Here is a 24,563-nt window from a genome sequence, read left to right on the forward strand (position 1 = left end):
CCGTTCTCGGCCGCTCCCGTCAGCTGACCACGCGCCAGCTGCCGTCCGCCTGCTGGCAGGCGGTGCCAAAGCCCTGCTGGGTACGGCCCTGGACCACGATGGTGGTCTGGTATTCCCGGCACAGCTGGCCCTGCGGCCCGGTGCCCTCGCGCACGGGCGTGTAGCTGCCGTAATTGCCGGTTTCCGGGTTGTTCCAGCGGATGGTGCTGCCCGTCGGCGCGCTGTAGGCGTTGACCGCCGCCTGCTGGGCATAATTCTGGTCGGCACGGTCGAGGGAGGCGCCGGCCGCATTGCCCAGCGCTGCACCAAGCAGCGTGCCGACGCCAACTGCCACCAGCTTGCCGCTGCCGCCGCCGAAACGCGATCCGGCCAGGCCGCCGACCACGCCGCCCAGCACCGTGCCGGCCGTCTGCTTGTTGGCGCTGACGCCGCCATAGGAATCGCCGTAGCCCGGCTGGGCGCAGCCGGCAAGCGGGGCCGCGAGCAGGCTGGCGGACAGCGCGGCGGCGAGGAAGGGGCTGGCTTTCATGGTGGCTCTCGTCCTGTTGGGTCCTGTTTGGATCGGCACGAAACAGTTCGTTCCTGACGCCATCAACATGGCTGACCCGCATCTTATTCCCGGTGCGTGACGCGGTGCCTCGCTTGCCCCTATGATCGTGCCAACGGTTCCTCAAAGGAATCGACGACAAGCCTTTGGGAGGGAACGAACATGCTGCCCAACGCGGACAGCTGGGAAGGTGTGTCCCGCGCCTTCGCCTGGCACGTGCCAGACCGCTACAACATCGGTGTCGACGTCTGCGACCGCTGGGCGGAGACGGACCCCGGCCGCATCGCCCTGATCCACAAGCGGCGCGACGGCGGGACCGAGGAATACCGCTTCTCCGACATCCGTGCCCTGTCCAACCGCTTCGCCAATGCGCTGGCGGCGCAAGGCGTCGCCCGCGGCGACCGGGTCGGCATCCTGCTGCCCCAGGCGCCGGAGACCGCGATCAGCCATGTCGCGGTCTACAAGATGGGCGGCATCGCCGTGCCGCTGTTCTCGCTGTTCGGGGTGGAGGCGCTGGAATACCGGCTGGCCAACTGCGGCGCCCGCGCCGTGGTCACCGACGCCGCCGGGGCCGCCAAGATCGCCCAGATCCGCGACCGGCTGCCGGAACTGCGCGCCGTCTTCCGCGTCGACGGGTCCGGTCCCGGCTGTCTGGACTGGCATGGGCTGTGCGATGCGGCGTCCGACAGCTTCACCCCGGCCGATACCGGGGCGGACGATCCGGCGTTGATCATCTACACCTCCGGCACCACCGGCCAGCCCAAGGGCGCGCTGCATGCGCACCGGGTGCTGCTGGGCCATCTGCCGGGCGTGGAGATGTCGCACGACCTGTTCCCGCAACCGGGCGACCGCATCTGGACGCCGGCCGACTGGGCATGGATCGGCGGGCTGCTCGACGTGCTGCTGCCGGCCTGGCATCACGGGGTGACGGTGGTCTCCCACCGCTTCGAGAAGTTCGACGCGGAGGCCGCCTTCGCCCTGCTGGCCGAATTCCAGGTCCGCAACGCCTTCCTGCCGCCGACGGCGCTGAAGATGATGCGGGCGGTGAAGAACCCGCGGCCGCGCCATCGCATCGACATGCGCTCCGTCGCCAGCGGCGGCGAGACGCTGGGCGCCGGGCTGCTCGACTGGGGGCGCGAGACCTTCGGCGTGACGATCAACGAATTCTACGGCCAGACCGAATGCAACATGATCGTGTCGTCGGCCGCGACGCTGATGGCGCCGAAGCCCGGCATCATGGGACGCCCGGTCCCCGGCCATGACGTGGCGGTGATCGACGGGCAGGGCAACCGCCTGCCGCCGGGCAAGCTCGGCCTGATCGCAGTGCATCGGCCGGATCCGGTGATGTTCCTCGGCTATTGGAACAATCCCGACGCCACCGCGGCCAAGTTTGTCGGCGACTGGCTGGTCACCGGCGATCAGGGGGAGTTGGACGAGGACGGCTACATCGGCTTCGTCGGGCGGGACGACGACGTCATCACGTCCGCCGGTTACCGCATCGGCCCCGGCGAGATCGAGGACTGCCTGATCGGCCATCCCGCCGTCCGCATGGCGGCGGTGGTCGGCGTGCCCGACCCGCTGCGCACGGAGATCGTCAAGGCCTTCGTCGTGTTGCAGGAGGGGGTGACGCCGGACGACGCCCTCGTTGCCTCGATCCAGGAGCATGTCAAGACCCGGCTGGCCGCCCACGAATATCCGCGCTCCATCGAATTTCTTGAAAGCCTGCCCATGACCACCACCGGCAAAATCATTCGCCGGGAGTTGAGGAACCGCTCGTAATATCATGATGGAATTGATTTTATTGGCTGCGGCCTTTTTGGCCGGGGCGATGAATGCCGTTGCCGGCGGGGGAAGCTTCCTGACCCTGCCGGCCCTGATCTACGCCGGGGTGCCGCCGGTCGCCGCCAACGCCACCGGCACGGTGGCCCTGCTGCCCGGCTATGCCAGCGGCGTCTATGGCTATCGCCAGGACTTGACGCCGGTCGGCACGCTCAGCCTGCCGCTGCTGTCGGCGGTCAGTCTGGTCGGCGGGCTGGCCGGGGCCGGTCTGCTGCTTGTGACGCCGGATTCGGTGTTCCGCGGCATCGTGCCCTGGCTGCTGCTGCTGGCGACCGGGCTGTTCGCCTTCGGCAACATGCTGGCACAGCGGCTGCGCAGCCTGGGCCTGCACGGCAATGGGGCGATGCTGGGCACGCTGTTCGTCGTCTCGGTCTATGGCGGCTATTTCAACGGCGGGCTCGGCATCCTCCTGCTGGCGCAGTTGAGCCTGTTCGGCATGACCGACCTCAACGCCATGAACGGGCTGAAAAACTTGTTCTCCGCAGTGCTGACCGCCATCGCGGTGGTGGCTTATGCCGCGGGCGGGGCGGTGGAATGGCCGAAGGCGCTGCTGATGGTTGTCGCTGCGGTCGCCGGCGGCTATGTCGGCGCCCGGCTGGGCCGCAAGATCCCGAAGCCGGTGCTGCGCGCCGGCATCATCGCCGTCGGGCTGGTGATGAGTGCGGTGTTCTTCCTGAAATGATCGCGCTATAGAGGGCGCTCCCCGCTGTTTGGAACCGCCGCCATGCTGACCGTATCCGATCTCGACCTGTATTACGGCGACGCCCAGGCGCTCGACGGCGTCACGCTGCAGGTGGCGGCAGGGCAGACCACCGCCATCGTCGGTGCCAACGGGGCCGGCAAGACCTCGCTGATCCGCGCCATCTCCGGCATCCTGAAGCCGGCGCGCGGCAGCATCCGCTTCAAGGACCGAGAGATCGCCGGACTGCCCAGCCATGTCGTCTGCGATCTCGGCATCGGGCAGGTGGCGGAGGGGCGGCAGATCTTCCCGACGCTGAGCGTGCGGGAAAATCTGGAGATGGGCGCCGTCATCCCGCGCGCCCGCGCCGGCGCGCGCCAGACCTACGACCGGGTGCTGGACCTGTTCCCGCGCCTGCGCGAACGGCTGGATCAGGCGGCCGGCACCCTGTCCGGCGGCGAGCAGCAGATGCTGGCGATCGGCCGCTGCCTGATGGGCAAGCCGGACCTCATCATGTTCGACGAGCCGTCGCTCGGCCTGTCGCCTGCCCTTGTGCAGGAACTGTTCCGCATCATCCGGGCCCTGGCGGCCGACGGCATGACGATCATCCTGGTCGAACAGAATGTCGCCGCTTCGCTGCGCATCGCCCAGACGGCCTACGTGCTGGAGAATGGCCGCGTGGTCCTGTCGGGAACGGGGGAGGCGCTGCTGGCCGACCCGGCGGTGAAGCAGGCCTATCTGGGGCTGTGAGTCCGGCACGGCTCCACCGGCGATACCACCCTTATCCTCCTATCGTTGAATATACGAACCATCTACAGTCCCCCTAAGCTGGCAGTCCAACCAACACCGGACGGGGACCATGGCGGCAGGCTGCACCAGACGGACGACATTGCTGGCGGCCGGTGCGCTGCTGGCGTCGGCGACGCTGCGGCACGCGGCTGCCGCCGACCGGCCCGTCGTCCGCGCCGGGGTGCTGAAATTCGGCACGGTCAGCTGGGAACTCGACACCGTCCGCGCCAACGGCTTCGACAAGCAGGCGGGCATCGACCTGCAACTGGTGGAACTGGCCGGCAACCCCGCCACCCAGGTGGCGCTCCAGGCCGGCGGCGTGGAGATCATCGTTTCCGACTGGCTGTGGGTGTCGCGGATGCGCAGCAAGGGGGAGGCGCTGTGCTTCATCCCCTATTCGACCGCCCTCGGCGCGCTGGTGGTTCCGGCCGGCTCCGCCATCGGCGGGATCGGCGACCTGCGGGGCAAGCGCATCGGGGTGGCCGGCAGCCCGCTCGACAAGAGCTGGCTGTTGCTGAGGGCGCTCGCCGCCGACCGGCACGGGCTGTCGCTCGACCGTGACGCCCAGCCCTTTTTCGCCGCACCGCCCCTGCTGAACAGCAAGATCGCCGATGGCGACCTGGATGCCGTGCTGACCTTCTGGCCCTTCGCCGCCCGGCTGGAGGCGAAGGGCATGCGCGTGACCATGACGGTGTCCGACATGCTGGATGCGCTGGGCCAGCCGGCGACGGTGCCCTCCATCGGCTATGTCTTCCGCGAGGAATGGGCGCGCGCCAACCCGGCCGCCCTCGCCGGATTCCAGGCGGCGACCAACAAGGCGAAGGCCCTGTTGGCGGAGTCCGATGCCGCCTGGGACCGCCTCGCCCCGCTGATGCAGGCGGAGGACGACGCCACCTTCCGCACCCTGCGCGACCGCTACCGTGACGGCATCCCGCGCCGCTGGACCGAGGAGGAGCGGGCAGGGGCTGCCAAGCTCTACGCGCTGCTGGCGCGGCTGGGCGGACGGGAACTGGTCGGTGACGCGCCCGCCATCGCCCCCGGCACCTTCTGGACCGGTGGGGCCTGACCGGTGCGCAGCGCCCTGATGCCCGCCCTGATGCCGGTCGCGTCGATCCTGCTGCTTTTGGCCGTCTGGCAGGGCGCGGCGCTGTCCATCGGCGGGCGCCTGTTGCCGGGACCGGTCGTGGTGGCCGAGGCCCTGCTGCGCGAGGCGGAGAGCGGGGCGCTGTTCCATCACATGGGCGTCACGCTGCTGCGGGTGCTGGCGGCCTTCGCGCTCGCCATGTCCATCGGGGTCGGGATGGGCCTGCCGATGGGGCGCTCCCCCTTCATCGACCGGCTGTTCGGTCCCTGGCTGGTCTTCTTCCTGAACCTGCCGGCGCTCGTGGTCATCGTGCTGGCCTATGTCTGGTTCGGCCTGACCGAGGCGGCGGCCATCGGCGCCGTCGCCGTCAACAAGATTCCCAACACGGTGGTCCTGGTGCGGGCCGGTGCCCGCGCCATCGACGAGGGGCTGATCGACATGGCCCGCGTCTACCGCCTGTCGCCCGCGGATCGGCTTCGCCATGTGCTGCTGCCGCAACTCACTCCCACCATCGCCGCGGCTGCGCGGTCCGGCCTGGCGCTGATCTGGAAGATCGTGCTGGTGGTCGAACTGCTGGGCCGCAGCGATGGTGTCGGATTCCAGATCAACCTCCTATTTCAGACCTTCGATGTCGCAGGAATCCTGGCTTACACCATCGCGTTCGTGGCCGTGGTCCAGCTTCTGGAATACGGCGTCCTGCAGCCGGTCGAGCGCCATTGCCAGCGCTGGCGGCGGATGCCCGCTGAAGCTTGAGATCCGCTCCAAGCGCTTCGGCGCGGTGGAGGCGGTGCGCGGCCTGACCCTGTCCGCCGCGGCGGGGGAGGTCGTGGCCCTGGTCGGCCCCAGCGGCTGCGGCAAGACGACCGCGCTCGGCATCGTCGCCGGTCTGGACCGCGCCTTCGACGGCGTGGTGGAGGTCGGGGCGCGGCCGGACGGCGGGCCGGCCCGGCTCGGCTATGTCTTCCAGGAGCCGCGCCTGCTGCCCTGGCGAACCGTGCGGCAGAATCTGGCGCTGGTCCTGCCGCGTGCGCAGCGCCGCGGCCCGGCGGTCGATGCCATGCTCGACGCGTTGGAGCTGTTGCCCTTCGCCGACCGTTTCCCGACCCAGCTGTCGCTTGGGATGGCGCGGCGGGTGGCGCTGGCCCGCGCCTTCCTGGTGGAGCCGGACCTGCTGCTGATGGACGAACCCTTCGTCTCGCTGGACGAGCCGACGGCGCTCCGGCTGCGCACGCTGCTGTCGCAACTGCTGGACCGGCGGCCGGCCACCGTGCTGCTGGTCACCCACAATCTGCGCGAGGCTCTGGCTTTGGCCGACCGGCTGATTCTGCTGGCGCCCTCGCCCGGCCGTGTGGTGGCGGAGGTGCCGGTGACCATCCCCCGCGCCGCTCGCGACGACGCCACCATCGAGGCGTTGCGCCGCGACCTGCTGTCCCGGCCGGACCCGGCCTTCCGGCTGCTGGCCTGAACCTTCGCGGCGTGTGGGTCCATTTGCCGCTCGTCCGTTCACGGATGCTGCGCTATCTTGCCTCGCTGCCGGGAAGGTCCGGCGATTGCGGGTGGCGGATGTTCTTCGGTCGATCGACAGTGCGGCGGATGCGGAGGCTCGGCCTTGTGGCCGGGATGGTCGCGCTGTTGCTGCAGGTCATCGCCTGGGGCTGGATGCCGATGGTTCCGGGGGCCGCCCGGGCCGGAGAGACCGCCTCGCTGCCGATCTGCTCCTCCGGCGGCCTGACCACCATCCAGCTCGATGCCCCCCTTTATGGAATCGGCGAGTTCGGGCTCGCGTCCGATGACGGCGACCCTGACAAATCACCGGATCACGCGCCGTCCAGCACCGGCCCCGGCACCGGCCATTGCCCGCTCTGCCCGCTGGTGGCCGGGCTGGCCCTGCCGCCGCCGCCACTGACGGTCGGCCCGCCTCTCGCCATGGCCAGCGACACCCGCCTGCTGCCGGCAGAACGCATCGCCGCCGGCTGGTTCCTGTCGACCCTCCAGGCCCGCGCACCACCGTCCTTCGCCTGATCTTCGCGGCTGCTCAGCCATAGCCGCCGCGCGCGTCGCCACGCCCGCTCCCTGTCCGGATCGGTGCGTCCGGCGGGCTGTCCACGCATTCCAACGCGCAACCTTCCAATCCACGCCCCGCGGCAGCACTCGCCGCGGCGCCTCCCCCCTGCTGTTCACATCCGCATTCCAGGAGAAGAGTCCATGAAGCGCATTCTCGGCATCGCCGCCGCCCTGGCCCTGTTCGGTGCCATCCCCGCCATGGCCCACAGCTACAAGGCCGGCCCGATCGAGATCGGCCATCCCTGGGCGCGCGCCACCGCGCCGTCCGCCCCGAACGGCGGTGCCTATCTGTCGCTGACCAACACCGGCAGCACGGAAGACCGTCTGGTCTCCGCCTCCACCCCGGCCGCCGAGAAGGCGGAGCTGCACACCCATCTGAACGAGAATGGCGTGATGAAAATGCGGGAGGTTCCAGCCATTCCCGTGGCGCCGGGCGAGCAGGTGAAGCTGGCGCCGGGCGGGCTGCACATCATGCTGCTGGGCCTCAAGAAGCCGCTGGAGAAGGGCGCCCGCATCCCCATGACCCTGCACTTCGAGAAGGCCGGCACAGTCGATGTCGAGATCGCGGTCGAGGCCGCCGGACAGAGCGCGCCCCAGGCCGAGGGCCATATGGGCGCCATGGGCGGCGCCGGCCACGGCCACAATGCCGAACCGGCCAAGAAGCAGTGATGCAAAAGGCCGCCGGTGTTTCCACCGCCGGCGGCCTTTGGTCAGCGCTGTGCCACTCTCAGCCCCGTCAGCGCGGGCGGTGGCGGGCCAGGGCGTCGGTGATGTCCAGGTCGCGGAACGGCTTTCCGATCACCGGCCGCGCGCGGTGGGCATCGGGCAGCCCCTCTGCCCCATGGCCGGTGGTGAAAATGAAGGGGATGCCGGCGGAGGCCAGACGGTCGGCCACCGCATCGACCCGCTCGCCACGCAGGTTGACGTCCAGCAGCGCGATGTCGAAGCCGCCGGCCTCGATCATCTCCAAGGCCGCGGAAACCGAACCGGCCGGGCCGAGGCAGGCGACGCCCTGGTCGAGCAGGGCATCCTCCAGGCTCATGGCGATCAGCGGTTCGTCCTCGACGATCAGGACGGTCAGGTTCGACAGATTGGCGTCAGTCACTGCGGGTTCACTCGCGACGACAATGGGATTACCAGCCGGCATCGCACGCCGGCGGGGTCGAAGGCAAGGGCAACATCGCCCTCCAACTCATGCGCAAGGCCGCGCTCGATCAGGCGGGAGCCGAAACCGCGACGGGTCGGCGGCACCACCGGCGGACCACCGCTCTCGCGCCAGCGCAGCACCAGCGCGCCCGTGGCGGCGCGGGAAGGCGTGGGGCCGGCATGGCCCGCCCCATCCCGTGCCGCTGCACCGGCCGGCGGCATGATCTCCCAATCCAATTCGATGCGGCCGCTCTCCGCCGACAGGGCGCCGTATTTCGCGGCGTTGGTGGCAAGTTCATGGAAGGCGAGATGCAGCGACACCGCCACGCCGGTGGTCAGGTTGACCGGCGGGCCGCCGACCCTGACACGGCCGGCATCGACATGGGGCTCCAGCGTCAGGGCGGCGATCTCGCTCAGCGAGGCGCCTTGCCAATGACGGCGGGTCAGCAGGTCGTGGGCCTGGGCGAGCGCGCGCAGCCGCGACTGGAAGGCATCGGGAAAGGCTTCCACCGACGGGGCGGCGCGCAGGGTCTGCTTGGCGATCGACTGAACCATCGCCAGCGTGTTCTTGACCCGGTGGTTCAATTCTTCCAGCAGCAGGAGTTGCCGATCCTCGGCCTTCTTGCGGTCGGTGATGTTGAGCGAGACGCCGGCCAGACCGGTCGGCGTTCCGTCCTTGTCATAGACGGCGCGGCCGCGCACCTGAACCCAATGGATGCTGCCGTCCGGCCATATCGTCCGGTATTCCAGGTCCAGCGGCGAACCGCTGCTCACCGCCTGCCGGACCATCGCCTGCTTATGCGCGCGGTCGTCGGGATGGACCCGTTCCAGCAGCCGGTCATAGGTCGAAATCTCCGACGGATCGGAAAGCCCCAGATTGGCGGCACAGATCGACGAGACGCGCAGCCGGTTGGTCGCCAGGGTCAGCTCCCACGACCCCAGCCGCCCGGCCTCCAGCGCGAAGCGCAGGCGCGCCTCGCTCTCGGCCAGGGCGGCCCGTTTGTCGGCCAGCTCGTTGCGGTCGCGCGCCTCCACCAGGGCGCGGCGGACCACGACCTGCAGGCGCTCCATGCGCAGCTTCACCACATAGTCGGTGGCGCCCTTCTTCAGCGCCTCGATGGCGTTCTCCTCGCCCAGCATGCCGGACACGAAGATGAAGGGGACGCGGGGCAGCCGGTCGCGCGCGATCGCCAGAGCCGACATGCCGTCGAAATCAGGCAGGTCGAAGTCCGACAGGATCAGATCGTAGGGACCGCCGTCGGCGATGGCATCGATGAAGGCCTGCCGCGTCTCCACCCGGTGGATGTCGAACGCGTGGTCGTCGATCATCGTCAGATGTTCGCGCACCAGATCGGCGTCCATGCCGCTGTCCTCCAGCAGCAGGACGCGGCACGGAATCGGCCGGCCCGGATCGGCCGGCCCGCCGTCCGTCATAGGGGAACCGGCCGAGGGAGAGTCGGCGGGCTGGCCGGCGGAAGGTTCCATCACCTGCGCCATCAGCTGCCGCGCGGCCGGCGTGGATGACAGCCGGGCGGCGGTTCGTTCAAAATCGCCCAGAAACTGCCGATGTCGCGGATCGCGTCGAAGAACTCCTTGAAGCCGACCGGCTTGACCACGAAGGCGTTCACCCCCAGCCGGTAGCTGCGGACGAGATCCTGCTCCTCCTTTGACGAGGTCAGCATGACGACGGGAATGGCGCGGGTGCTGTCGTTGGCCTTGATCCGATGCAGCACCTCGATCCCGTCCACCTTCGGCAACTTGATGTCCAGGATGATGACGGCCGGGTATTTCGGGTCGGTCGGCTTCGACACCGCTTGCCCGTCCGCATGGAACAGATAGGACAGCGCCTCCGCCCCGTCGCGGGCGACGACGATGTCGTTGGCGAGCTGCGCCTCGGCGAAGGCCTCCAGCGTCAGCTCCAGGTCCTTCGGGTTGTCCTCGACCAGCAGGATCGGTTTCAGCGTGGCCATTGGGCTACCTCGATTCGGCGGCTACGGACCGCGGCAGGGAGAAATGGAAGGTCGCACCGTGGTCCAGCCTGCCGTCCGCCCAGACCCGTCCGCCGTGGCGCTCGACGATGCGGCGGACATTGGCGAGTCCGATGCCGATGCCCTCGAACTCCTCCTCGCGGTGCAGGCGCTGGAAGACGCCGAACAGCTTACCGGCATAGGCCATGTCGAATCCACGGCCATTATCGCGCACGTAGAACTCGTACGCGTCGGCCGTGGAGCGGCAGCCGACCTCGATTTCCGATGCGGCACGGTCGCGCGTGTATTTGATGGCGTTCGACAGCAGGTTCTGCACCACCAGCCGCAGCATGGTCGGGTCGCCGTTGACGTTGGGCAGCGGATGCACGGTCCAGCGCACGTCGCGGCCCTGCAGGTCCGGCTCCAGCAGATGGCGCACCTCCTCCACCAGCCGGCCGACGTCGACCTCCACCCGTGCCAACGTGGCGCGGCCCAGCTGCGAGAAATGCAGAAGCCCGTCGACCAGCCGGCCGGCCGAACTCGCCGCCTCGATGATGCTGTCCAGGTAATGGCGTTCCCGCTCGTTCAGCTTGTCGGCAGTGCGGGAACGCAGAAGCTCGGCATAGCTGGAGACGTGGCGGAAGGGCGCCCGCAGGTCGTGCGACACCGAATAGGAGAAGGCGGCCAGCTCGCTGTTGCTGCGGCGAAGCTCCTCGTTCAGGGCGGCCATCTCCTCGGCCTTGCGCAGCACGATGCTGACGATGGCGTTGCGGAAATCGCCGGCCGCCTCGATCTCGCCATGGCTCCAGGGCAGGGACTGGCCGCGCACCGTCTCCTTCCAGGCTTCGAAGGAGTTGCGGGGGGAAAGCCCGCCGCTGGCGTCGAGCGGCTTGTTGGGATCGCCGGCCCAGTCGATGGTCTGCACGATCTCCGGCCGGAACCACAGCAGGTAGCTGGGATGGAGCTGCGAAATGGAGATTGCCAGCAGCCCGCTGGCGGTCCGCTCCATCCCGGCGGCAGCCGGGCTCTCGACCGGAAGCTGGTGGCTGGCGAACAGGTCCTTGATGCCCTGTCCGGCCAGGTCCGCGCCGATGGCCTCGACCACCTCCTGCGGCGGGGTGCGCCCGATCAGCCGGCAATCGCCGTCGAACAGGATCGCGGCGCCGTCGGCATTGACCAAGGCCAGCAGGTCCTCGCGGTCCTCGCCCAGCCCGTCGATGAAATGATCCGCCGCCGCCATGTGGGCGAGCAGCCGCGCCTGGGTGCTCTTCGAACGGATGCGGTGATCGGCGTCCAGCGCCCGTTCCAGCGCGATCATCTGGCTGGACAGCATCTGCCCCAGAAGATCGCAGGCGGTGCGCACCGCGAAGGAGACCTGCCGCGGCTCGGCATGGTGGCAGGAGATCAGTCCCCACAGCCGGTCGCCGTCCATGACCGAGATCGACATGGAGGCCGGCGTGCCCATGTTGCGCATATATTCCAGATGAACCGGCGACACGCTGCGCAGCACGGAAAAGCTGAGGTCGAGCGGCGGCAGATCCCGCCTGTCGGACAGGATCGGAACCGGCTGGTAGCGGGCGTCGGCGATCAGCCGCAGCCGGTTCAGGGCATAGAGCCGCCGCGCCTGCTGCGGGATGTCGGAGGCCGGAAAGCGCAGGCCGCGATAGGAGGGCAGGCGGTCGTTGCCGTCCTCCGCGATGACGGTGCCGTTCCATTGCTCGTCGAACCGGTAGATCAGCACGCGGTCGAAGCCGGTCAGCGCCCGCACCTCCTGCGCGGTGATGGCCAGCAGTGCCTCGAAGTCATGGGCTGCCTGCATGCGGCGGATGCCTTCGCGCATCTGCGGATAGAGCGCCTCCAGCGTGCCGACGCCATTGGCCGGAAGTTCTTCCAGCTCCAGGATCACCAGATCGCCGGAGCGGTGACCGATCGCCTGGAATTCGTCGCCGCCGCGCAGGTGCAGGATGTCCAGCTGCACCGGTTCGGCCGGCGCGGCACGCAGCCCGCGCAGCAGCGAGGCCGTGGACGCCGCGGCGATCAGCTGGTCGACCGGGGTGCCGAACGCCTCGCCGGGCGGCCGGTTCAGAACCGCGCCGGCTTCCGCGCTGGCGCAGACGAGACGAAGACTGTCCACCTCCATGCCCAAGAGATGGCCGTGCGGCTGGATGCTGCCGGGGATGTGAATCGGTTCGCGCGCGCAGGCGTCGAGGTCGAGAGTGCCCGCCATGGTCGGGGGCCACGGTTCAGGTCCGGTTGCAGGCGTCACAGTCGTCCTTTGCTCATCTCGGTCACGCGTCCGACGGGCTCTTCCCGAAGCGGACCCGCTACAATCGGGCTCCACTGACATATGTCGATAGCTTTCAGCGGCATTCAACATAATCAGCGGTATAGAAACCCCGCGTCGGCCGCGTGCACCGCCTTGAGGTGAACGAAGCGACAGCATGGCCCTTTAGACCCTATCCTTTCATTATCATAGGATACGTTTTGCGCTCGTCCTTGGATTTTTCCAGCGCTCGGCTCTTTTATCATACGCCGAAGATCATATACCGCAATCGGGCTTGGATTCGCTTATAAGATCGTATGCCGCAGGGGAATCGGGCCCCTCCGCGGCCAACGACAAGGGTGGGGAAGGGGACGCCATGAAAACCGAGGTGACGCGCCTGCTCGGCATCGATTACCCGATCGTGCAGGGCGGAATGCAGTGGGTCGGACTGGCCGAACTGGCTGCTGCCGTGTCGAATGCGGGAGGGCTGGGCATCCTGACCGCGCTGACCCAGCCGACGCCGGAGGATCTGGCGCGCGAGATCGAGCGCTGCCGCGCGATGACCGACCGTCCCTTCGGCGTCAACCTGACCATGCTGCCGGCGGTGACACCGCCGCCCTACGAACGCTATCTCGATGTCATCATCGACAGCGGCATCACCATCGTGGAGACCGCCGGCAACAGCCCGCGCGCTTTCGTCGAGCGGATGAAGGCGCACGACATCCGCGTCCTGCACAAATGCACCAGCGTCCGCCACGCGCTGAGCGCCGAGCGGGCAGGGGTGGACATCATCAGCATCGACGGGTTCGAATGCGCAGGCCATCCGGGAGAGGACGACATTCCCGGCCTGATCCTGATCCCGGCCGCGGTGCGGGCTCTTCGCATTCCGGTGATCGCCTCGGGTGGAATCGCCGACGGGCGTGGCATGGCCGCCGCGCTGGCCCTCGGCGCCCAGGGCGTCAACATGGGCACGCGCTTTCTCTGCACCCGCGAGGCGCCGGTGCATGACAGCATCAAGCAGGCGCTGGTCGCGGCGGGCGAACGCGACACCAACCTGATCCTGCGCAGCATGCGCAACACCGCCCGCGTGTTCAAAAACGCCGTGTCGGACGAGGTCGTCGCGCTGGAAAAGCGGCCCGGCGGCGCTCAGTTCGAAGAGGTGCGGCCGCTCGTCGCCGGCCAGCGCGGCCGAACCGCTCTCCAGTCCGGCAATGTCCAGGATGGTGTGGTGTCGGCCGGCATGGTGATCGGCCTGATCGACGACATCCCGACCTGCGACGACCTGATCCGCCGCATGGTCGCCGACTGCCGCGCCCACCTGCGCAGCGCCCTGGCAATGGCCGAGGAATGAGCGGGCAGGGTGGGGCAGCAGGGGGCGGAAATCGGTCAGAAGATCAGCTTCAGGATTCCGGTGACGACCAGCAGGCCGATGATGAAGATGATCAGGATGGCCCAGCCGAGAATCTTGAGCATGATGTCGGTCCTTCGATCGCTTCGTTCATGACGCTGCCGGTCCCCCGGTGACGCCACGGTCATGCTTGGATCAACCGATCTGCGGCAAAGCGGTTCCCGCAGGACGGGCGAAGATGTTCGGCGGGTACCGTGCCGATGGAACGCCTGCCTCGGCAGCAAACGAAAAACACATAAGCATTCTTATGGAAATTATATCGAGGGAAGGGCTGGGCATTGGGGAAACCCCTGATCTGAAAATCGCCGCTCCCGGCGCAGGACTTCCACCTCCATCCGCGTATAAATCCTCGACAGCAACCGGGAGCGGGCGGAATACGGCGTGGAGCCTACCGAGGAAACGGTGACCGACGAGGCGTTGATGGCGGACGCCGCGGCCGGTGACCGGAAAGCGTTTGGAACACTCACGCGCCGGCATCTGCGCCGCAGCATCGCCTTGGCCCAACGGGTTGTCGGCAACGCCGCCGACGCCGAAGAGGTCGCGCAGGACGCCTTCCTGCAGATCTGGGCCAATGCCGACCGCTGGCGCGGCGATGGAACCCGCTTCACCACCTGGCTGTACAGGATCGTGGTGAACCGCGCCATCGACTACAAGCGGCGGCGCAGCTTCGCCCCCCTGGACGATGCCGGCGAGATCGCCGATCCGGCCTGGAGCGCCGAGACGGTGATCGACGGCATCCGGATCGGCGCCGCAGTGGATGCGGCGATCGCCGCCTTGCCCGAACGGCAACGGGCGGCGCTCAGTCTCTGCTACCATGAGGAGATGACGTGCGCTGAGGCTTCGGAAATATTGCAGGTGTCTGTTTCGGCTATGGAAAGTCTGCTGGTCCGGGCGCGCCGCGTCGTGCGGGCCCGGCTTCAACCCCTGATCCGTCAGAAGGACGGTGTACGGTCATGACGCTCAAAGAGTTCAAACGCTATGCCGCCGCCTACGGCGCCGATCTGGACCGCTGGCCGCGCTCTGCCAGGGTGGATGCGCTGGCCCTGCTGGACGCCAGCGCCGAGGCCCGCGACCTGCTGGCCGACGCCGCCATCACCGACGCTCTGCTGGACGCCTCCTCGACTCCGCAGGTCTCCGCCCGGCGCGAGGCGCAGGTCTATGACCGCATCGCCGACTGTCTGGCACAGCGGATCGTGCCGGAATTCGTACCATGGTTCCTGTCGCGGCCACCCTTCCGCCCTGCCCCGCTCGCCGGCTTCCTGGCCGGCATGGCGCTGGTCGGCTTCCTCATCTACAGCCAGGGCCTGATTTCCTTCGAAAAGACGAGCACGCCCGCCCTGTCCGGCGTGATGATCGTCAGCTATCTGGGAGACGTGAGATGACGCCGGCCATTCGGCGCCGCTGGCCCTGGTTCCTTCTGGTCGGGTCCCTTGCGCTCAACATGCTGGCCGGCGGCTTCGTCGTCGCCCACGCCTTCCGTCCGCCGCCTCCCCCGCCCGGTGGCCCCGAGCATCTGCTGGAGCGCTTCGTCGACGACGTGTCGCCACGCCTGTCGCCGGCCGATGCCGCGATCCTGCGCAAGGCGATGGACGATGCCCGCCCTCTGTTCGTCCGCATGCATGTCAGCCGCGAGGAATTCGCGCCGCGCCTGCGCATGGCCCTGATGGCTCGACCCTTCGATCCGGCAGGGCTCAAAGCCCTGTTCGACAGCGTCCACGCCAACGACGCGGCATTGCGCAGCGAGATCGAGGCGCGTGTCGTCGATACCCTGTCCCGCCTTTCCCCCGAAGGCCGCCTGCGTCTGGCCGAAAGCCGCCTTCCCTGATCCTTTCGGTTTCGACCGGTGGCAGACACTTCCGGGGTCCGGCCGGGATGGCATGTCCGTCCCGGCCCTTTTTCTTTGCCGGAAAAAGAAAGGGCGGCCTGACGGTATCACCGCCGGGCCACCCTCTAGTTGGTTCGGGAGGAAACGCAACCAAGTTGCACGCAGAGGTATAGGGCCGATATGGTTAACGGCCGATGAATGGCGGAAAGAAAAGGGCCCCTACCACTTTTTTGCGAAAATCCGCCGCAAATGGTTGCGCTTCCGCTTAGGCTGCCCATCCCTCTGCCGAAAGGCCGGGGTGGCGTCCCCCCGCCTGGACGCGCTATGACAGACACCCTTTTGTTCGTCACAAGTCCGCAGGATCCCTGCCTCATGCTGTCCATCAGCCAGCGCATCGCCGACGAACTGTCGGTCCGCGAGTCCCAGGTCGCTTCCGCCATCGCCATGCTCGACGAGGGGTCGACCGTCCCCTTCATCGCCCGCTACCGCAAGGAGGCGACCGGCGGCCTGGACGACACCCAGCTCCGCACCCTGGAGGAACGGCTGGGCTACCTGCGGGAGTTGGAGGACCGCCGCGCCAGCATCCTGTCGACCATCCAGGAGCAGGGCAAGCTGACGCCCGAACTGGAACGGCAGATCAAACAGGCCGACACCAAGACCCGGCTCGAGGACCTCTACCTCCCCTACAAGCAGAAGCGCCGCACCAAGGCCCAGATCGCCCGCGAGGCCGGGCTGGAGCCGTTGGCCGACGCGCTGCTGGCCGATCCGAAGAAGCAGCCGGATGCCGAGGCCGCCGCCTTCGTCAGCGCCGACAAGGGTGTCGCCGACGTGAAGGCGGCGCTGGATGGCGCCCGCCACATCCTTGTCGAGCGTTTCGGCGAAGATGCCGAACTGGTCGGCCGCCTGCGCACCGCCATGGCGGACAAGGGCGTCGTCACCTCCAAGGTGATCGAGGAGAAGAAGGCGGAGGGCGCCAAATTCTCCGACTATTTCGACTTCTCGGAGAACTGGTCGAAACTGCCGTCGCACCGGGCTTTGGCGCTGTTCCGCGGCCGGGCACAGGGCGTGCTCGACATCCGCCTGGATTTGCCGGTCGAAGAAGGCCAGCCCCACCCGGCGGAGGGTACCATCGCCGTCCACACCGGCATCCGCGACCAGGGCCGCCCGGCCGACAAGTGGCTGTCGGACGTGGTGCGCTGGACCTGGAAGCTGAAGATCGGCCCGCATATCGAGACCGACCTGATGGGGAGCTTGCGCGAACGGGCGGAGGATGAAGCGATCCGCGTCTTCGCCCGCAACCTGCACGACCTGCTGCTGGCCGCCCCGGCCGGCCAGCGCGCCACCATCGGGCTCGATCCCGGCATCCGCACCGGCGTGAAGGTCGCCGTCGTCGATTCCACCGGCAAGCTGGTGGAGACGACGACCATCTATCCGCACCCGCCGCGCAACGACTGGGACGGCTCCATCGCCGTGCTGGCGGTGCTGGCGGCGCGGCACAAGGTGGAGCTGATCTCCATCGGCAACGGCACCGCTTCGCGCGAGACCGACAAGCTCGCCGCCGACCTGATGAAGCGCCATCCGGAACTGTCCCTGACCAAGCTGGTGGTCAGCGAGGCCGGCGCCTCGGTCTATTCGGCGTCGGAAACCGCGGCGCATGAGTTCCCCGGCCTGGACGTCAGCCTGCGCGGCGCCGTCTCCATCGCCCGCCGCCTGCAGGACCCGCTGGCCGAGCTGGTGAAGATCGAGCCGAAGTCGATCGGCGTCGGCCAGTACCAGCACGATGTCGCCGGCGGCAAGCTGGCGCGTTCGCTGGACGCCGTGGTCGAGGATTGCGTGAACGCGGTCGGCGTCGATCTCAACACCGCGTCGATCCCGCTGCTGACCCGCGTGTCGGGCCTGAACGAGACCATCGCCCGCAACATCGTCGAGCATCGCGACCGCAACGGCGCCTTCCGCTCGCGCAAGCAGTTGCTCGACGTGGCGCGGCTGGGTCCGAAGACGTTCGAGCAGGCCGCCGGCTTCCTGCGCATCCGCGACGGCGAGAATCCGCTCGACGGCTCGGCCGTCCATCCGGAAGCCTATCCGGTGGTCCAGCGCATCGTGAAGACGACGGGCCGCGACCTCGGCAGCGTCATCGGCGACGCCCGTTTCCTGCGCGGCCTGAATGCGGAGGAGTTCACCGACGAGCGCTTCGGCCTGCCCACCATCGAGGACATCATCAAGGAGCTGGAGAAGCCCGGCCGCGACCCGCGTCCGGAGTTCAAGACCGCCACCTTCAAGGAGGGTGTGGAGGAGCTGAAGCACCTTCAGCCGGGGATGATGCTGGAGGGAGTCGTCACCAACGTCACCGCCTTCGGCGCCTTCGTCGACATCGGCGTCCATCAGGACGGGCTGGTGCATATTTCCCAGCTTGCCAACAGCTTCGTGAAGGATCCTCACACAGTGGTGAAGGCCGGCGACGTGGTGAAGGTGAAGGTGCTGGAGGTGGACATCCCCCGCAAGCGCATCGCCCTGACCATGCGCATGGGCGAGGAAGCCCCGCGTCCGGCCCGCCGGGAAGAGCGCCGCGAGGACCGGGGACCGTCCCGTCAGCCGCAGCAGCAGGATCGCCGTCCGGCGGCCCCCGCGCCGAAGGCTGCACCGAAGCCTGCCAAGGCGCCGGAGCCGGTCAACAACGCCTTCGCCGAGGCGTTCGCCAGGGCGCAGGCGGGCAAGAAGAAGTGAGGTTTGGGTAGGGTGATGCCCCTTCCCTCCCACGGCTTCGCGGGAGAGGGGAGATTCGCAGGACGGCGGCAGTCCCCTCTCCCACCGAAGGTGGGGGAGGGTTAGGGAAGGGGCAACCGTCGCAACCACTCCCAAAAAAAGTCCCCTCGTCCGCGGGGGGAACGAGGGGACGAAGGCCGATGGCTTGGCCGTTACGGGGATGTCATTCGGCCGCCATCAGCACCGGAGCCTCGTCGCGCAGCCGGTTCACCGCGACATAGCGGTCCAGCGCGTCCAGGCATTCGGCCAGGGTTCCGGAACCGACCGCGCGGCAGTCCTCGAAGGCGTGCGGTTCGGGGCGGAACCAATGGGTGATGTAGCATTCCTCGCGCCCATCCAGGCTGAGGGTGAGGGCGAAGCGGCCCTCACGCCCGATGCGGGCTTGAGCGGCGCGCAGACGCGCCTGGACCTCTTCTATCGTCATGGGATGATATCCTTCCCTTGATGTCCGCCTGCGGTCAGGCAGCGTGGGCGAATGTCCTGTCTTTCGATTGCCCGTCTTCCGATTCCGAGTCTTCCAACCGTCGAGCCCAGTCGATGTCACGCGACAACGAATCGACCAGGACGCGGGCCGCGCCTGCGGTTTCCGCCGGGGTGTCGGACCGCAACAGTCCCGACAGCCGCATCGCCAGCGTTTCGGCCTCCGCCTCCACCCAACGGGCGTAGTGGCGGCGGCGCTGGTCGCGATTCCAGTACCAGCGCGGCAGATGGGCGTTGGCCCGCTCGAATTCGCCTTCCCAGGCGCTCATGCGGAACAGTCCGCTGGGCGACCGGTCGCCGGTGCTGTGAGTCGTATGGATGGTCGTCTGGGTCATGGGGCGTCCGTCAGGCGGCTTCCCGCCCGTCCTCTTCCTCGCGCTTCAGAATCTCGGCCTTCTTCTGGGCGAACAGGCCGGTGATGCGGTGCTGGGCGGCGCGGTCCACTGCGCCGATCTCGCGCAGCCGGGTGCCGACGCCAGACCGCCAGACTTCTTCCAGGTCATCCAGGTCCAGGCAGGACCCCAGGCGGCGCTTCACCTCCGACTCGAAGGCTTCGACGGCGGAGGGCTGCAGGTCCGGATTGGACTTGGCGGCATAGAAGGCCTCCGACTCCTCCCGGTACTTGCTGTCGTCGAACTGGCCCATATAGACATCGGCGGCCAAGCCCAGTTGCAGCAGGCATTTGCCGACCGCGTCGGTCATCGACATCTTGAAACACTCGTCGTCCGGCATCTCCATGCCGTTGCGGCGGCGGACCATCTCGGTCCCGCCCCACTGCGGGCCGGTGAAGCACTTCTCCTTGCTTTCCGGGTCGATGTACCAGACGCGGGCGCAGATGAAGATCATCCGTTCCGCAATGGTCCAATCGACCTGCTCGTAACCCCAGCCCTTGCCGATCGGCCCGAACACCTCCGTCATCATCTGGAAGCGCCAGGTCGGGTCGATCTGCGTCCCACGGAAGCCGCCGGAGCGGGTGAAGGGCTTGGTCGCCTTCGGATCGGTGCGCTTCAGCCGGTTCCACAGGAACATGGTGTCGATGCGCTGCGGCTCGGCCGGCTTGGCTCCGCCGGTAGACCCCTTGGAACCATGGGAGCCGCGGCTGCCGCCGGTCTTCGGCTGGGCCGGGGTGGTCTCCGTCACGTTGGACTCGGCTACGCTGGATTCCACAGCTTCAGTATCGGCAACGACGTGGTCGGTCTTGCTCATGCGTCCCATGCTTTGGGTCCTTCTTGTCCAAACGTTTCGGCTCTCCCCTCACCCCAGCCGGCGGTCAGCACTGTTTCCAGACTGAGTTCCACCGCGTTCGGGTCAGCGGAGGGTCCCCAGGATTGCGCCTCTGCCAAGGAACGGCGCGGCGGTGCGCCATAGCGCAGGCTGAGCCGGCCCTCGCGGTCGCGCGCGAGATAGAGACCGCCGGAGCGGCCATCAGCCTGATCGACCGCAACGAAGGCGATGCGGGCGTCATCCGGCATCAGCGCCTTCAGGGCGGCCTCGTCCTCCTTCACCGCCAGCGCCGCCGCACGGTTGGCGACCAGCCGGTCGGCAAGCGCGCGGAAGCGGTTGTGCCGCCCCATGTCGAAGACCCGGCCGTTCTCATAGGACGGGCCCTCCATCGGCAGCGGGTCCGCCGGCTCGACATCGTTGACGACGTGCCACCAGAAGGCCTCCAGCGTCTCCACCAGCCGCTCGACGTCATCAGGGCGCCGATCCACCGTCATCAGGCTGTGGCCGGTCGGGCGCAGGATCGACAGCAGCGCGCGGTCCAGCCCGACCACCGCCAGCTGATGCTGGACCTGCCAGTGATAGCGGCGGGCGAGGTCGGCATCGGTCTGGAAGCCGCTGTTGAATTTCGCCTCCACGATGGTGTCGAGCGCACCGTCGGCCACGCTGCTGGTCAGGAAGTCGGGGTGGGCGACCATCCAGTCATGCTCGGCATGGCGATAGGTGTCGGGCGCCTCCACGCAAGCGCGGCCGGTGGCATGGGCGACGAAACGCGGGTGCAGATGCTCGGTCGCGATGCCGATCTGCACGGCGGCGACGAGATCCAGATTTTCGGGCTCGATCCGGCCGGTCTTCTCGCGCCACAGCGACAGCCAGTCGCCGGCCATCACGCGCGTCGCATCCGACGACCCGATCCGCCCCGCCCGCAAGTCCCGCTGTGCCTGAGTGATCGCCATGCTTTTCCCGACTTCCCGAACCCCGAAGCGAGACCGCTGCTGCGACTTCGCAGCATGTTTTCGAGCAGCCTCACCGGACCCTGAATATGGGATGCGAACACGCAGCTTTCAAGAACAAAACGTGAACCTATGACTTGGCCGTAGACCAACCCAAAGTCCTGGAAACACGCTATATTTGGTGTCTTCTGCCGAGAGTCGTCACAAGTCAAAACGGATGGAGTAGGAACGTCCGTTTTTGCGAGTCGAGGGAAATCGGAACGCACGCCGCGACTCGCACCGCAGCAGCCTTTTACATGCGAAGCGCTCGCACCACATGGACGGCGACTCCGGCCACCTGGGCGCTGTCATAGGCGGTGGGACGGCAGTCGGGATCGGTCGAAACCGGCATCAGATGGGGCGGAAAAAAGCGATAGCCGCAGATCGTGCCCTCGCCCACAGTCACCACCACGTCGCCAGCCTGCGGCGTCAGCACGTCCAGCGGCTCCAGCACCACGCAGTCGCGCGGCAGCACGCCGGCGGCATCCAGGCTCTTGGACAGAATGCGAAGCGCGAAGGCTCGGCGGGAGGTGCGGCCGTCCATCGCCACCGACGCGGCACCGTCCTTCAGCGCCCCGGCCAGGAACGCCTCCCCCGCCCGGCGGCCGAGATCGAGGAAGATGTGCGCCTGTTCCAGCGTCAGCACCGGCACACGGGAGACCGGCGCATAGGCGTGATCGTCGAGGAATCGCGGCTCCGACCCGGCGACGCGGGCCAGCCGGGCCAGCGTGTCGGCGCTGGGAACGCTGCCCATCACCGGATCGCGCAGGAAGCGGGTCAGGTTGGTGGCGGTGACGCCGGCCAGCCGCGCCCAGCCGCCGGCGCTCCAGCCCTTCGCCTCCATGACGCCGGTCATCCAGCGCAGGATGGCTCGCCGCGTGTCGTCCATCGCTTTCCCCCTCGCCTGCCCCACCTTGTCCTACACGGTACCGACGGGGTGGGGGAAGGCGCGATGGACTAGAACGCCCTGCGATTTCGCAGTGCCGCCTTGGACTCTGCCTTGGCGGCCCCATCTGTGCGGCAGCGAAACCACCTTGGGAGATGCGACCATGATCGTCACCAGCACCGACTCCATCGAAGGCCGCCAGATCACCCACTATCTCGGCATCGTCGCAGGCGAGGCGATCATGGGCGTCAACGTGTTCCGCGACCTGTTCTCGTCGGTGCGGGACATCGTCGGCGGCCGAGCCGGCGGCTATCAGGCGGCCCTGCGCGACGCCCGCGAGGCGGCCTTCGCCGATCTGGAGGAGTCGGCCCGCGCGCTGGGTGCCGATGCCGTGGTCGGCGTGGATGTCGATTACGAAGTGCTGGGCAAGGAGAACGGCATGCTGATGGTGTCGGTGAACGGGACCGCCGTCCGGCTGCGGTAAAGACATCCCCTAACCGTAAGCGTCACCGAAGGCGTCTGGACAGACACAACCGTATGGGTAGACTGCCGCTCCAGCAAACAATCGGGAGGGGGATGCTCATGCGTGGGGTTGTCCGCGGTTCCATCTGGTCCGGCTGCCTCGGCGGCCTCGCCATGGCGGCTTGCCTTTTCGGCGCCCTGCCGGCGCTGGCCTTGGACGGCATCGTCGAGAAGAAGGTCTTCGAGATGCCGTCCTACACCACCACCGGCGGCGGGACGATCAAGAACGTCCGCATCGGCTGGGAAAGCTACGGCAAGCTGAACGAGGCCAAGGACAACGTCATCCTCATCACCCATTTCTTCAGCGGCAGCAGCCACGCCGCCGGGAAATACAAGGCCGACGATGCGGCTCCCGGCTATTGGGACAGCATCATCGGCCCCGGCAAGCCGCTGGACACCGACAAATACTTCATCATCAGTTCCGACACGCTGGTGAACCTGTCGCCGAAGGACCCCAACGTCGTCACCACCGGCCCGGCCAGCATCAACCCGGACACCGGCAAGCCCTATGGCATGAGCTTCCCCGTCGTTACCATCCAGGACTTCGTCAATGTCCAGAAGGCGCTGATCGACAGCCTGGGCATCAAGACGCTGCAGGCGGTGATGGGCGGCTCGATGGGGTCGCTCCAGGCCTTCGAATGGGGGGCCGACCACCCGGAGATGGTCAAGCGCGTCATCGCCGCCATCGGCGGGCCGGAAGCCGATCCGTTCCTGATCGGCTGGCTGAACCTGTGGGCCGCGCCGATCAAGCTCGATCCCAACTGGAACAACGGCGACTATTACGGCAAGGCGGAGCCGAAGGCCGGCCTGACCGAGGCGCTGAAGCTGGTCACCCTGCAGGCGCGGCACTGGAAATGGGCGGATGCCGCCTTCGGCCGCAAATGGGCGGAGGACGGCAAGGACCCGAAGGCGGCGATGGGCAACCAGTACGCCATCGAAGCGTGGCTGGACAAGGCGGCCGCCGGCCGCGCGGCGGTCAGCGACGCCAACCATTTCCTCTATCTGGTGAAGGCCAACCAGACTTTCGTCACCGGCAACGGCGGATCGCTGGAGGATGGTCTGGCGAAGATCAAGGCGCCGGTTCTGCTGATCGCGTCGGCCGACGACCTCGTCTTCCCGCCCGACCGCAACATGCGCCCGCTGAAGGACCGATTGGAAAAGCAAGGCAACAAGGTGGAGTACACCGAGTCGATCACCTCGACCCTTGGCCATCTCGACGGCGTGGTGAACATCGGCAAGGCCGGCGACACGATCGCACAGTTCCTGGCGAAGTGAGTCCGGGCTGGCTTCGAATGCCCCCTCCCCATCCCTCCCCCGCCTTCGGCGGTGGAGGGGGTTGGATGCTTGGCAGTGTGAACGGCTGGCATAGGAGCGGCGGCAGTCCCCTCTCCCGCGAAGCTCTCGCACAAAGCTTTGCTTTGTGCTGACGCGACAGGCGGACCATAGGTCCGCTGAGAGCGGGGGAGGGTTAGGGAGGGGGCACCCGCAGCACTCCCCCTACTCCGAGATCGGCGTCCCGCGGAAATTCAGCAGGCTCGGTGCCTTATCGATGATCTCCTCCAGGATCAGCGACGCCGTTTCCAGATCGCGGTCCAGCTCCGGCCCCAGCTTGCCGGCATAGTTGGGCCGCTTCAGCTTTTCCGCCGCGTCGTGCAGGCTGCGCAGCTCGGCCACGAAAATCTCGCGGGCGCCCATCGGCAGGATCGGATTCGCCGACAGCACGAAGAAGAAGCGCATGCTGGCGCGCACCAGAAGCGCCAGCATCACCATGTCCAGCTTCTCGAACTGGTCGCGCAAGTCGTCGGAGCGGGCATCGACCAGATTGCGCATGCGCTGCTCGATCAGGATGACCAGCGCCTGGAACTCGCCGACCTTGTCGCGGAAGTCGCGATAGGCGCCGAAGCTGTGCTTGCTCGCCTCATGCTCGGCCAGCTGGGCCAGTTTCGACGCTTCACGGCACTGGCGCTCCAGCGCGCCCAGCAGTTCCTTGACCTCGGCTCGGGTGTATTGGCGCTTGCTCATGGTGCTCGGCGGGATTCGGACGTGCGATAGCACGATCGGTCAAGCTATAGCACAACCCATGGGCTG

Annotated in this window: 27 protein-coding genes; 15 read left to right on the forward strand and 12 right to left on the reverse strand. The window is 67.8% G+C overall.

Going from position 1 to position 24,563, the window contains the following annotated elements:
• Positions 1–19 precede the first annotated feature (19 nt).
• The gene (locus PWS46_RS19440) at positions 20–529 is read right to left on the reverse strand and encodes an RT0821/Lpp0805 family surface protein (protein WP_434622134.1); all 510 of its coding nucleotides are present in this window, start codon (positions 527–529) and stop codon (positions 20–22) included.
• A gap of 180 nt (positions 530–709) precedes the next feature.
• Between PWS46_RS19440 and PWS46_RS19445 the strand changes: the two genes are divergently transcribed.
• From PWS46_RS19445 to PWS46_RS19480, 8 genes are all read left to right on the forward strand, one after another.
• Complete coding sequence (locus PWS46_RS19445) at positions 710–2,326, forward strand: acyl-CoA synthetase (protein WP_434622136.1); 1,617 nt, start codon at positions 710–712, stop codon at positions 2,324–2,326.
• Between the two features lie 4 nt (positions 2,327–2,330).
• On the forward strand, positions 2,331–3,068 hold the full coding sequence (locus PWS46_RS19450) for a sulfite exporter TauE/SafE family protein (protein ID WP_434622138.1): 738 nt from the start codon (positions 2,331–2,333) through the stop codon (positions 3,066–3,068).
• Between the two features lie 42 nt (positions 3,069–3,110).
• A complete protein-coding gene (locus PWS46_RS19455; protein WP_149270316.1) occupies positions 3,111–3,815 on the forward strand; it encodes an ABC transporter ATP-binding protein in 705 nt (234 codons plus the stop codon).
• Positions 3,816–3,924: 109 nt separating this feature from the next.
• A complete protein-coding gene (locus PWS46_RS19460) occupies positions 3,925–4,920 on the forward strand; it encodes an ABC transporter substrate-binding protein (protein ID WP_434622141.1) in 996 nt (331 codons plus the stop codon).
• An 18-nt stretch (positions 4,921–4,938) separates the two neighbouring features.
• Complete coding sequence (locus tag PWS46_RS19465; RefSeq protein WP_434622143.1) at positions 4,939–5,691, forward strand: ABC transporter permease; 753 nt, start codon at positions 4,939–4,941, stop codon at positions 5,689–5,691.
• A 34-nt stretch (positions 5,692–5,725) separates the two neighbouring features.
• Positions 5,726–6,403 carry an ABC transporter ATP-binding protein gene (locus PWS46_RS19470; RefSeq protein ID WP_434622145.1) on the forward strand — a complete coding sequence of 226 codons (678 nt, stop codon included), beginning with the start codon at positions 5,726–5,728 and terminating at the stop codon, positions 6,401–6,403.
• Positions 6,404–6,558: 155 nt separating this feature from the next.
• Positions 6,559–6,960, forward strand: coding sequence for a DUF2946 family protein (locus tag PWS46_RS19475; RefSeq protein WP_434623024.1), 402 nt, complete (start codon positions 6,559–6,561; stop codon positions 6,958–6,960).
• A gap of 183 nt (positions 6,961–7,143) precedes the next feature.
• A complete protein-coding gene (locus tag PWS46_RS19480) occupies positions 7,144–7,671 on the forward strand; it encodes a copper chaperone PCu(A)C (RefSeq protein ID WP_434622147.1) in 528 nt (175 codons plus the stop codon).
• A gap of 67 nt (positions 7,672–7,738) precedes the next feature.
• Here PWS46_RS19480 and PWS46_RS19485 read toward each other — a convergent pair whose 3' ends face one another.
• The 4 genes from PWS46_RS19485 to PWS46_RS19500 are packed head-to-tail and all read right to left on the reverse strand — an operon-like array spanning position 7,739 to position 12,342.
• The gene (locus PWS46_RS19485; RefSeq protein ID WP_434622149.1) at positions 7,739–8,107 is read right to left on the reverse strand and encodes a response regulator; all 369 of its coding nucleotides are present in this window, start codon (positions 8,105–8,107) and stop codon (positions 7,739–7,741) included.
• Positions 8,104–9,633 carry a sensor histidine kinase gene (locus tag PWS46_RS19490; RefSeq protein ID WP_434622151.1) on the reverse strand — a complete coding sequence of 510 codons (1,530 nt, stop codon included), beginning with the start codon at positions 9,631–9,633 and terminating at the stop codon, positions 8,104–8,106. Before PWS46_RS19490 ends, PWS46_RS19485 begins: the two co-directional genes overlap by 4 nt.
• A gap of 11 nt (positions 9,634–9,644) precedes the next feature.
• Positions 9,645–10,118 (reverse strand): response regulator, encoded by a 474-nt coding sequence (locus tag PWS46_RS19495; RefSeq protein ID WP_434622156.1) that lies wholly within the window; start codon positions 10,116–10,118, stop codon positions 9,645–9,647.
• Between the two features lie 4 nt (positions 10,119–10,122).
• Positions 10,123–12,342, reverse strand: a complete 2,220-nt coding sequence (locus PWS46_RS19500) for an ATP-binding protein (protein WP_434622158.1) — start codon at positions 12,340–12,342, stop codon at positions 10,123–10,125.
• Between the two features lie 412 nt (positions 12,343–12,754).
• On the opposite strand from PWS46_RS19500, the gene PWS46_RS19505 reads away from it, so the two are divergent.
• On the forward strand, positions 12,755–13,729 hold the full coding sequence (locus PWS46_RS19505; RefSeq protein WP_434622160.1) for an NAD(P)H-dependent flavin oxidoreductase: 975 nt from the start codon (positions 12,755–12,757) through the stop codon (positions 13,727–13,729).
• A gap of 35 nt (positions 13,730–13,764) precedes the next feature.
• On the opposite strand, the gene PWS46_RS19510 is transcribed toward PWS46_RS19505, so the two are convergent.
• Positions 13,765–13,914, reverse strand: coding sequence for a hypothetical protein (locus PWS46_RS19510; protein ID WP_434622162.1), 150 nt, complete (start codon positions 13,912–13,914; stop codon positions 13,765–13,767).
• A 274-nt stretch (positions 13,915–14,188) separates the two neighbouring features.
• Here PWS46_RS19510 and PWS46_RS19515 point away from each other — a divergent pair, with 274 nt between their 5' ends.
• From PWS46_RS19515 to PWS46_RS19530, 4 genes are all read left to right on the forward strand, one after another.
• On the forward strand, positions 14,189–14,743 hold the full coding sequence (locus tag PWS46_RS19515; protein WP_434622164.1) for a sigma-70 family RNA polymerase sigma factor: 555 nt from the start codon (positions 14,189–14,191) through the stop codon (positions 14,741–14,743).
• Complete coding sequence (locus PWS46_RS19520) at positions 14,740–15,168, forward strand: hypothetical protein (protein WP_434622166.1); 429 nt, start codon at positions 14,740–14,742, stop codon at positions 15,166–15,168. Before PWS46_RS19515 ends, PWS46_RS19520 begins: the two co-directional genes overlap by 4 nt.
• Positions 15,165–15,611 (forward strand): periplasmic heavy metal sensor, encoded by a 447-nt coding sequence (locus PWS46_RS19525; RefSeq protein WP_434622168.1) that lies wholly within the window; start codon positions 15,165–15,167, stop codon positions 15,609–15,611. Before PWS46_RS19520 ends, PWS46_RS19525 begins: the two co-directional genes overlap by 4 nt.
• A 372-nt stretch (positions 15,612–15,983) precedes the next feature.
• The gene (locus PWS46_RS19530; protein WP_434622170.1) at positions 15,984–18,335 is read left to right on the forward strand and encodes a Tex family protein; all 2,352 of its coding nucleotides are present in this window, start codon (positions 15,984–15,986) and stop codon (positions 18,333–18,335) included.
• Between the two features lie 202 nt (positions 18,336–18,537).
• Here PWS46_RS19530 and PWS46_RS19535 read toward each other — a convergent pair whose 3' ends face one another.
• From PWS46_RS19535 to PWS46_RS19555, 5 genes are all read right to left on the reverse strand, one after another.
• On the reverse strand, positions 18,538–18,798 hold the full coding sequence (locus PWS46_RS19535; RefSeq protein ID WP_434622172.1) for a hypothetical protein: 261 nt from the start codon (positions 18,796–18,798) through the stop codon (positions 18,538–18,540).
• A gap of 34 nt (positions 18,799–18,832) precedes the next feature.
• Complete coding sequence (locus PWS46_RS19540; protein ID WP_434622174.1) at positions 18,833–19,189, reverse strand: hypothetical protein; 357 nt, start codon at positions 19,187–19,189, stop codon at positions 18,833–18,835.
• 10 nt (positions 19,190–19,199) lie between these two features.
• Complete coding sequence (locus tag PWS46_RS19545; protein WP_434622176.1) at positions 19,200–20,060, reverse strand: hypothetical protein; 861 nt, start codon at positions 20,058–20,060, stop codon at positions 19,200–19,202.
• Positions 20,057–21,031, reverse strand: coding sequence for a YqaJ viral recombinase family protein (locus PWS46_RS19550; protein ID WP_434622178.1), 975 nt, complete (start codon positions 21,029–21,031; stop codon positions 20,057–20,059). The genes PWS46_RS19545 and PWS46_RS19550 overlap by 4 nt, the downstream gene beginning before the upstream one ends.
• 289 nt (positions 21,032–21,320) lie before the next feature.
• Complete coding sequence (locus PWS46_RS19555; RefSeq protein WP_434622180.1) at positions 21,321–21,956, reverse strand: XRE family transcriptional regulator; 636 nt, start codon at positions 21,954–21,956, stop codon at positions 21,321–21,323.
• A 160-nt stretch (positions 21,957–22,116) separates the two neighbouring features.
• On the opposite strand from PWS46_RS19555, the gene PWS46_RS19560 reads away from it, so the two are divergent.
• Complete coding sequence (locus PWS46_RS19560; RefSeq protein WP_434622182.1) at positions 22,117–22,437, forward strand: heavy metal-binding domain-containing protein; 321 nt, start codon at positions 22,117–22,119, stop codon at positions 22,435–22,437.
• A 98-nt stretch (positions 22,438–22,535) separates the two neighbouring features.
• Complete coding sequence (locus tag PWS46_RS19565; RefSeq protein ID WP_434622184.1) at positions 22,536–23,750, forward strand: E22 family MetX-like putative esterase; 1,215 nt, start codon at positions 22,536–22,538, stop codon at positions 23,748–23,750.
• Positions 23,751–23,972: 222 nt separating this feature from the next.
• On the opposite strand, the gene PWS46_RS19570 is transcribed toward PWS46_RS19565, so the two are convergent.
• Positions 23,973–24,497, reverse strand: coding sequence for a hypothetical protein (locus PWS46_RS19570; protein ID WP_434622186.1), 525 nt, complete (start codon positions 24,495–24,497; stop codon positions 23,973–23,975).
• Positions 24,498–24,563: the final 66 nt, after the last annotated feature.

The organism is Azospirillum sp. B2RO_4 (assembly GCF_051124815.1).
Taxonomy (GTDB): Bacteria; Pseudomonadota; Alphaproteobacteria; order Azospirillales; family Azospirillaceae; genus Azospirillum.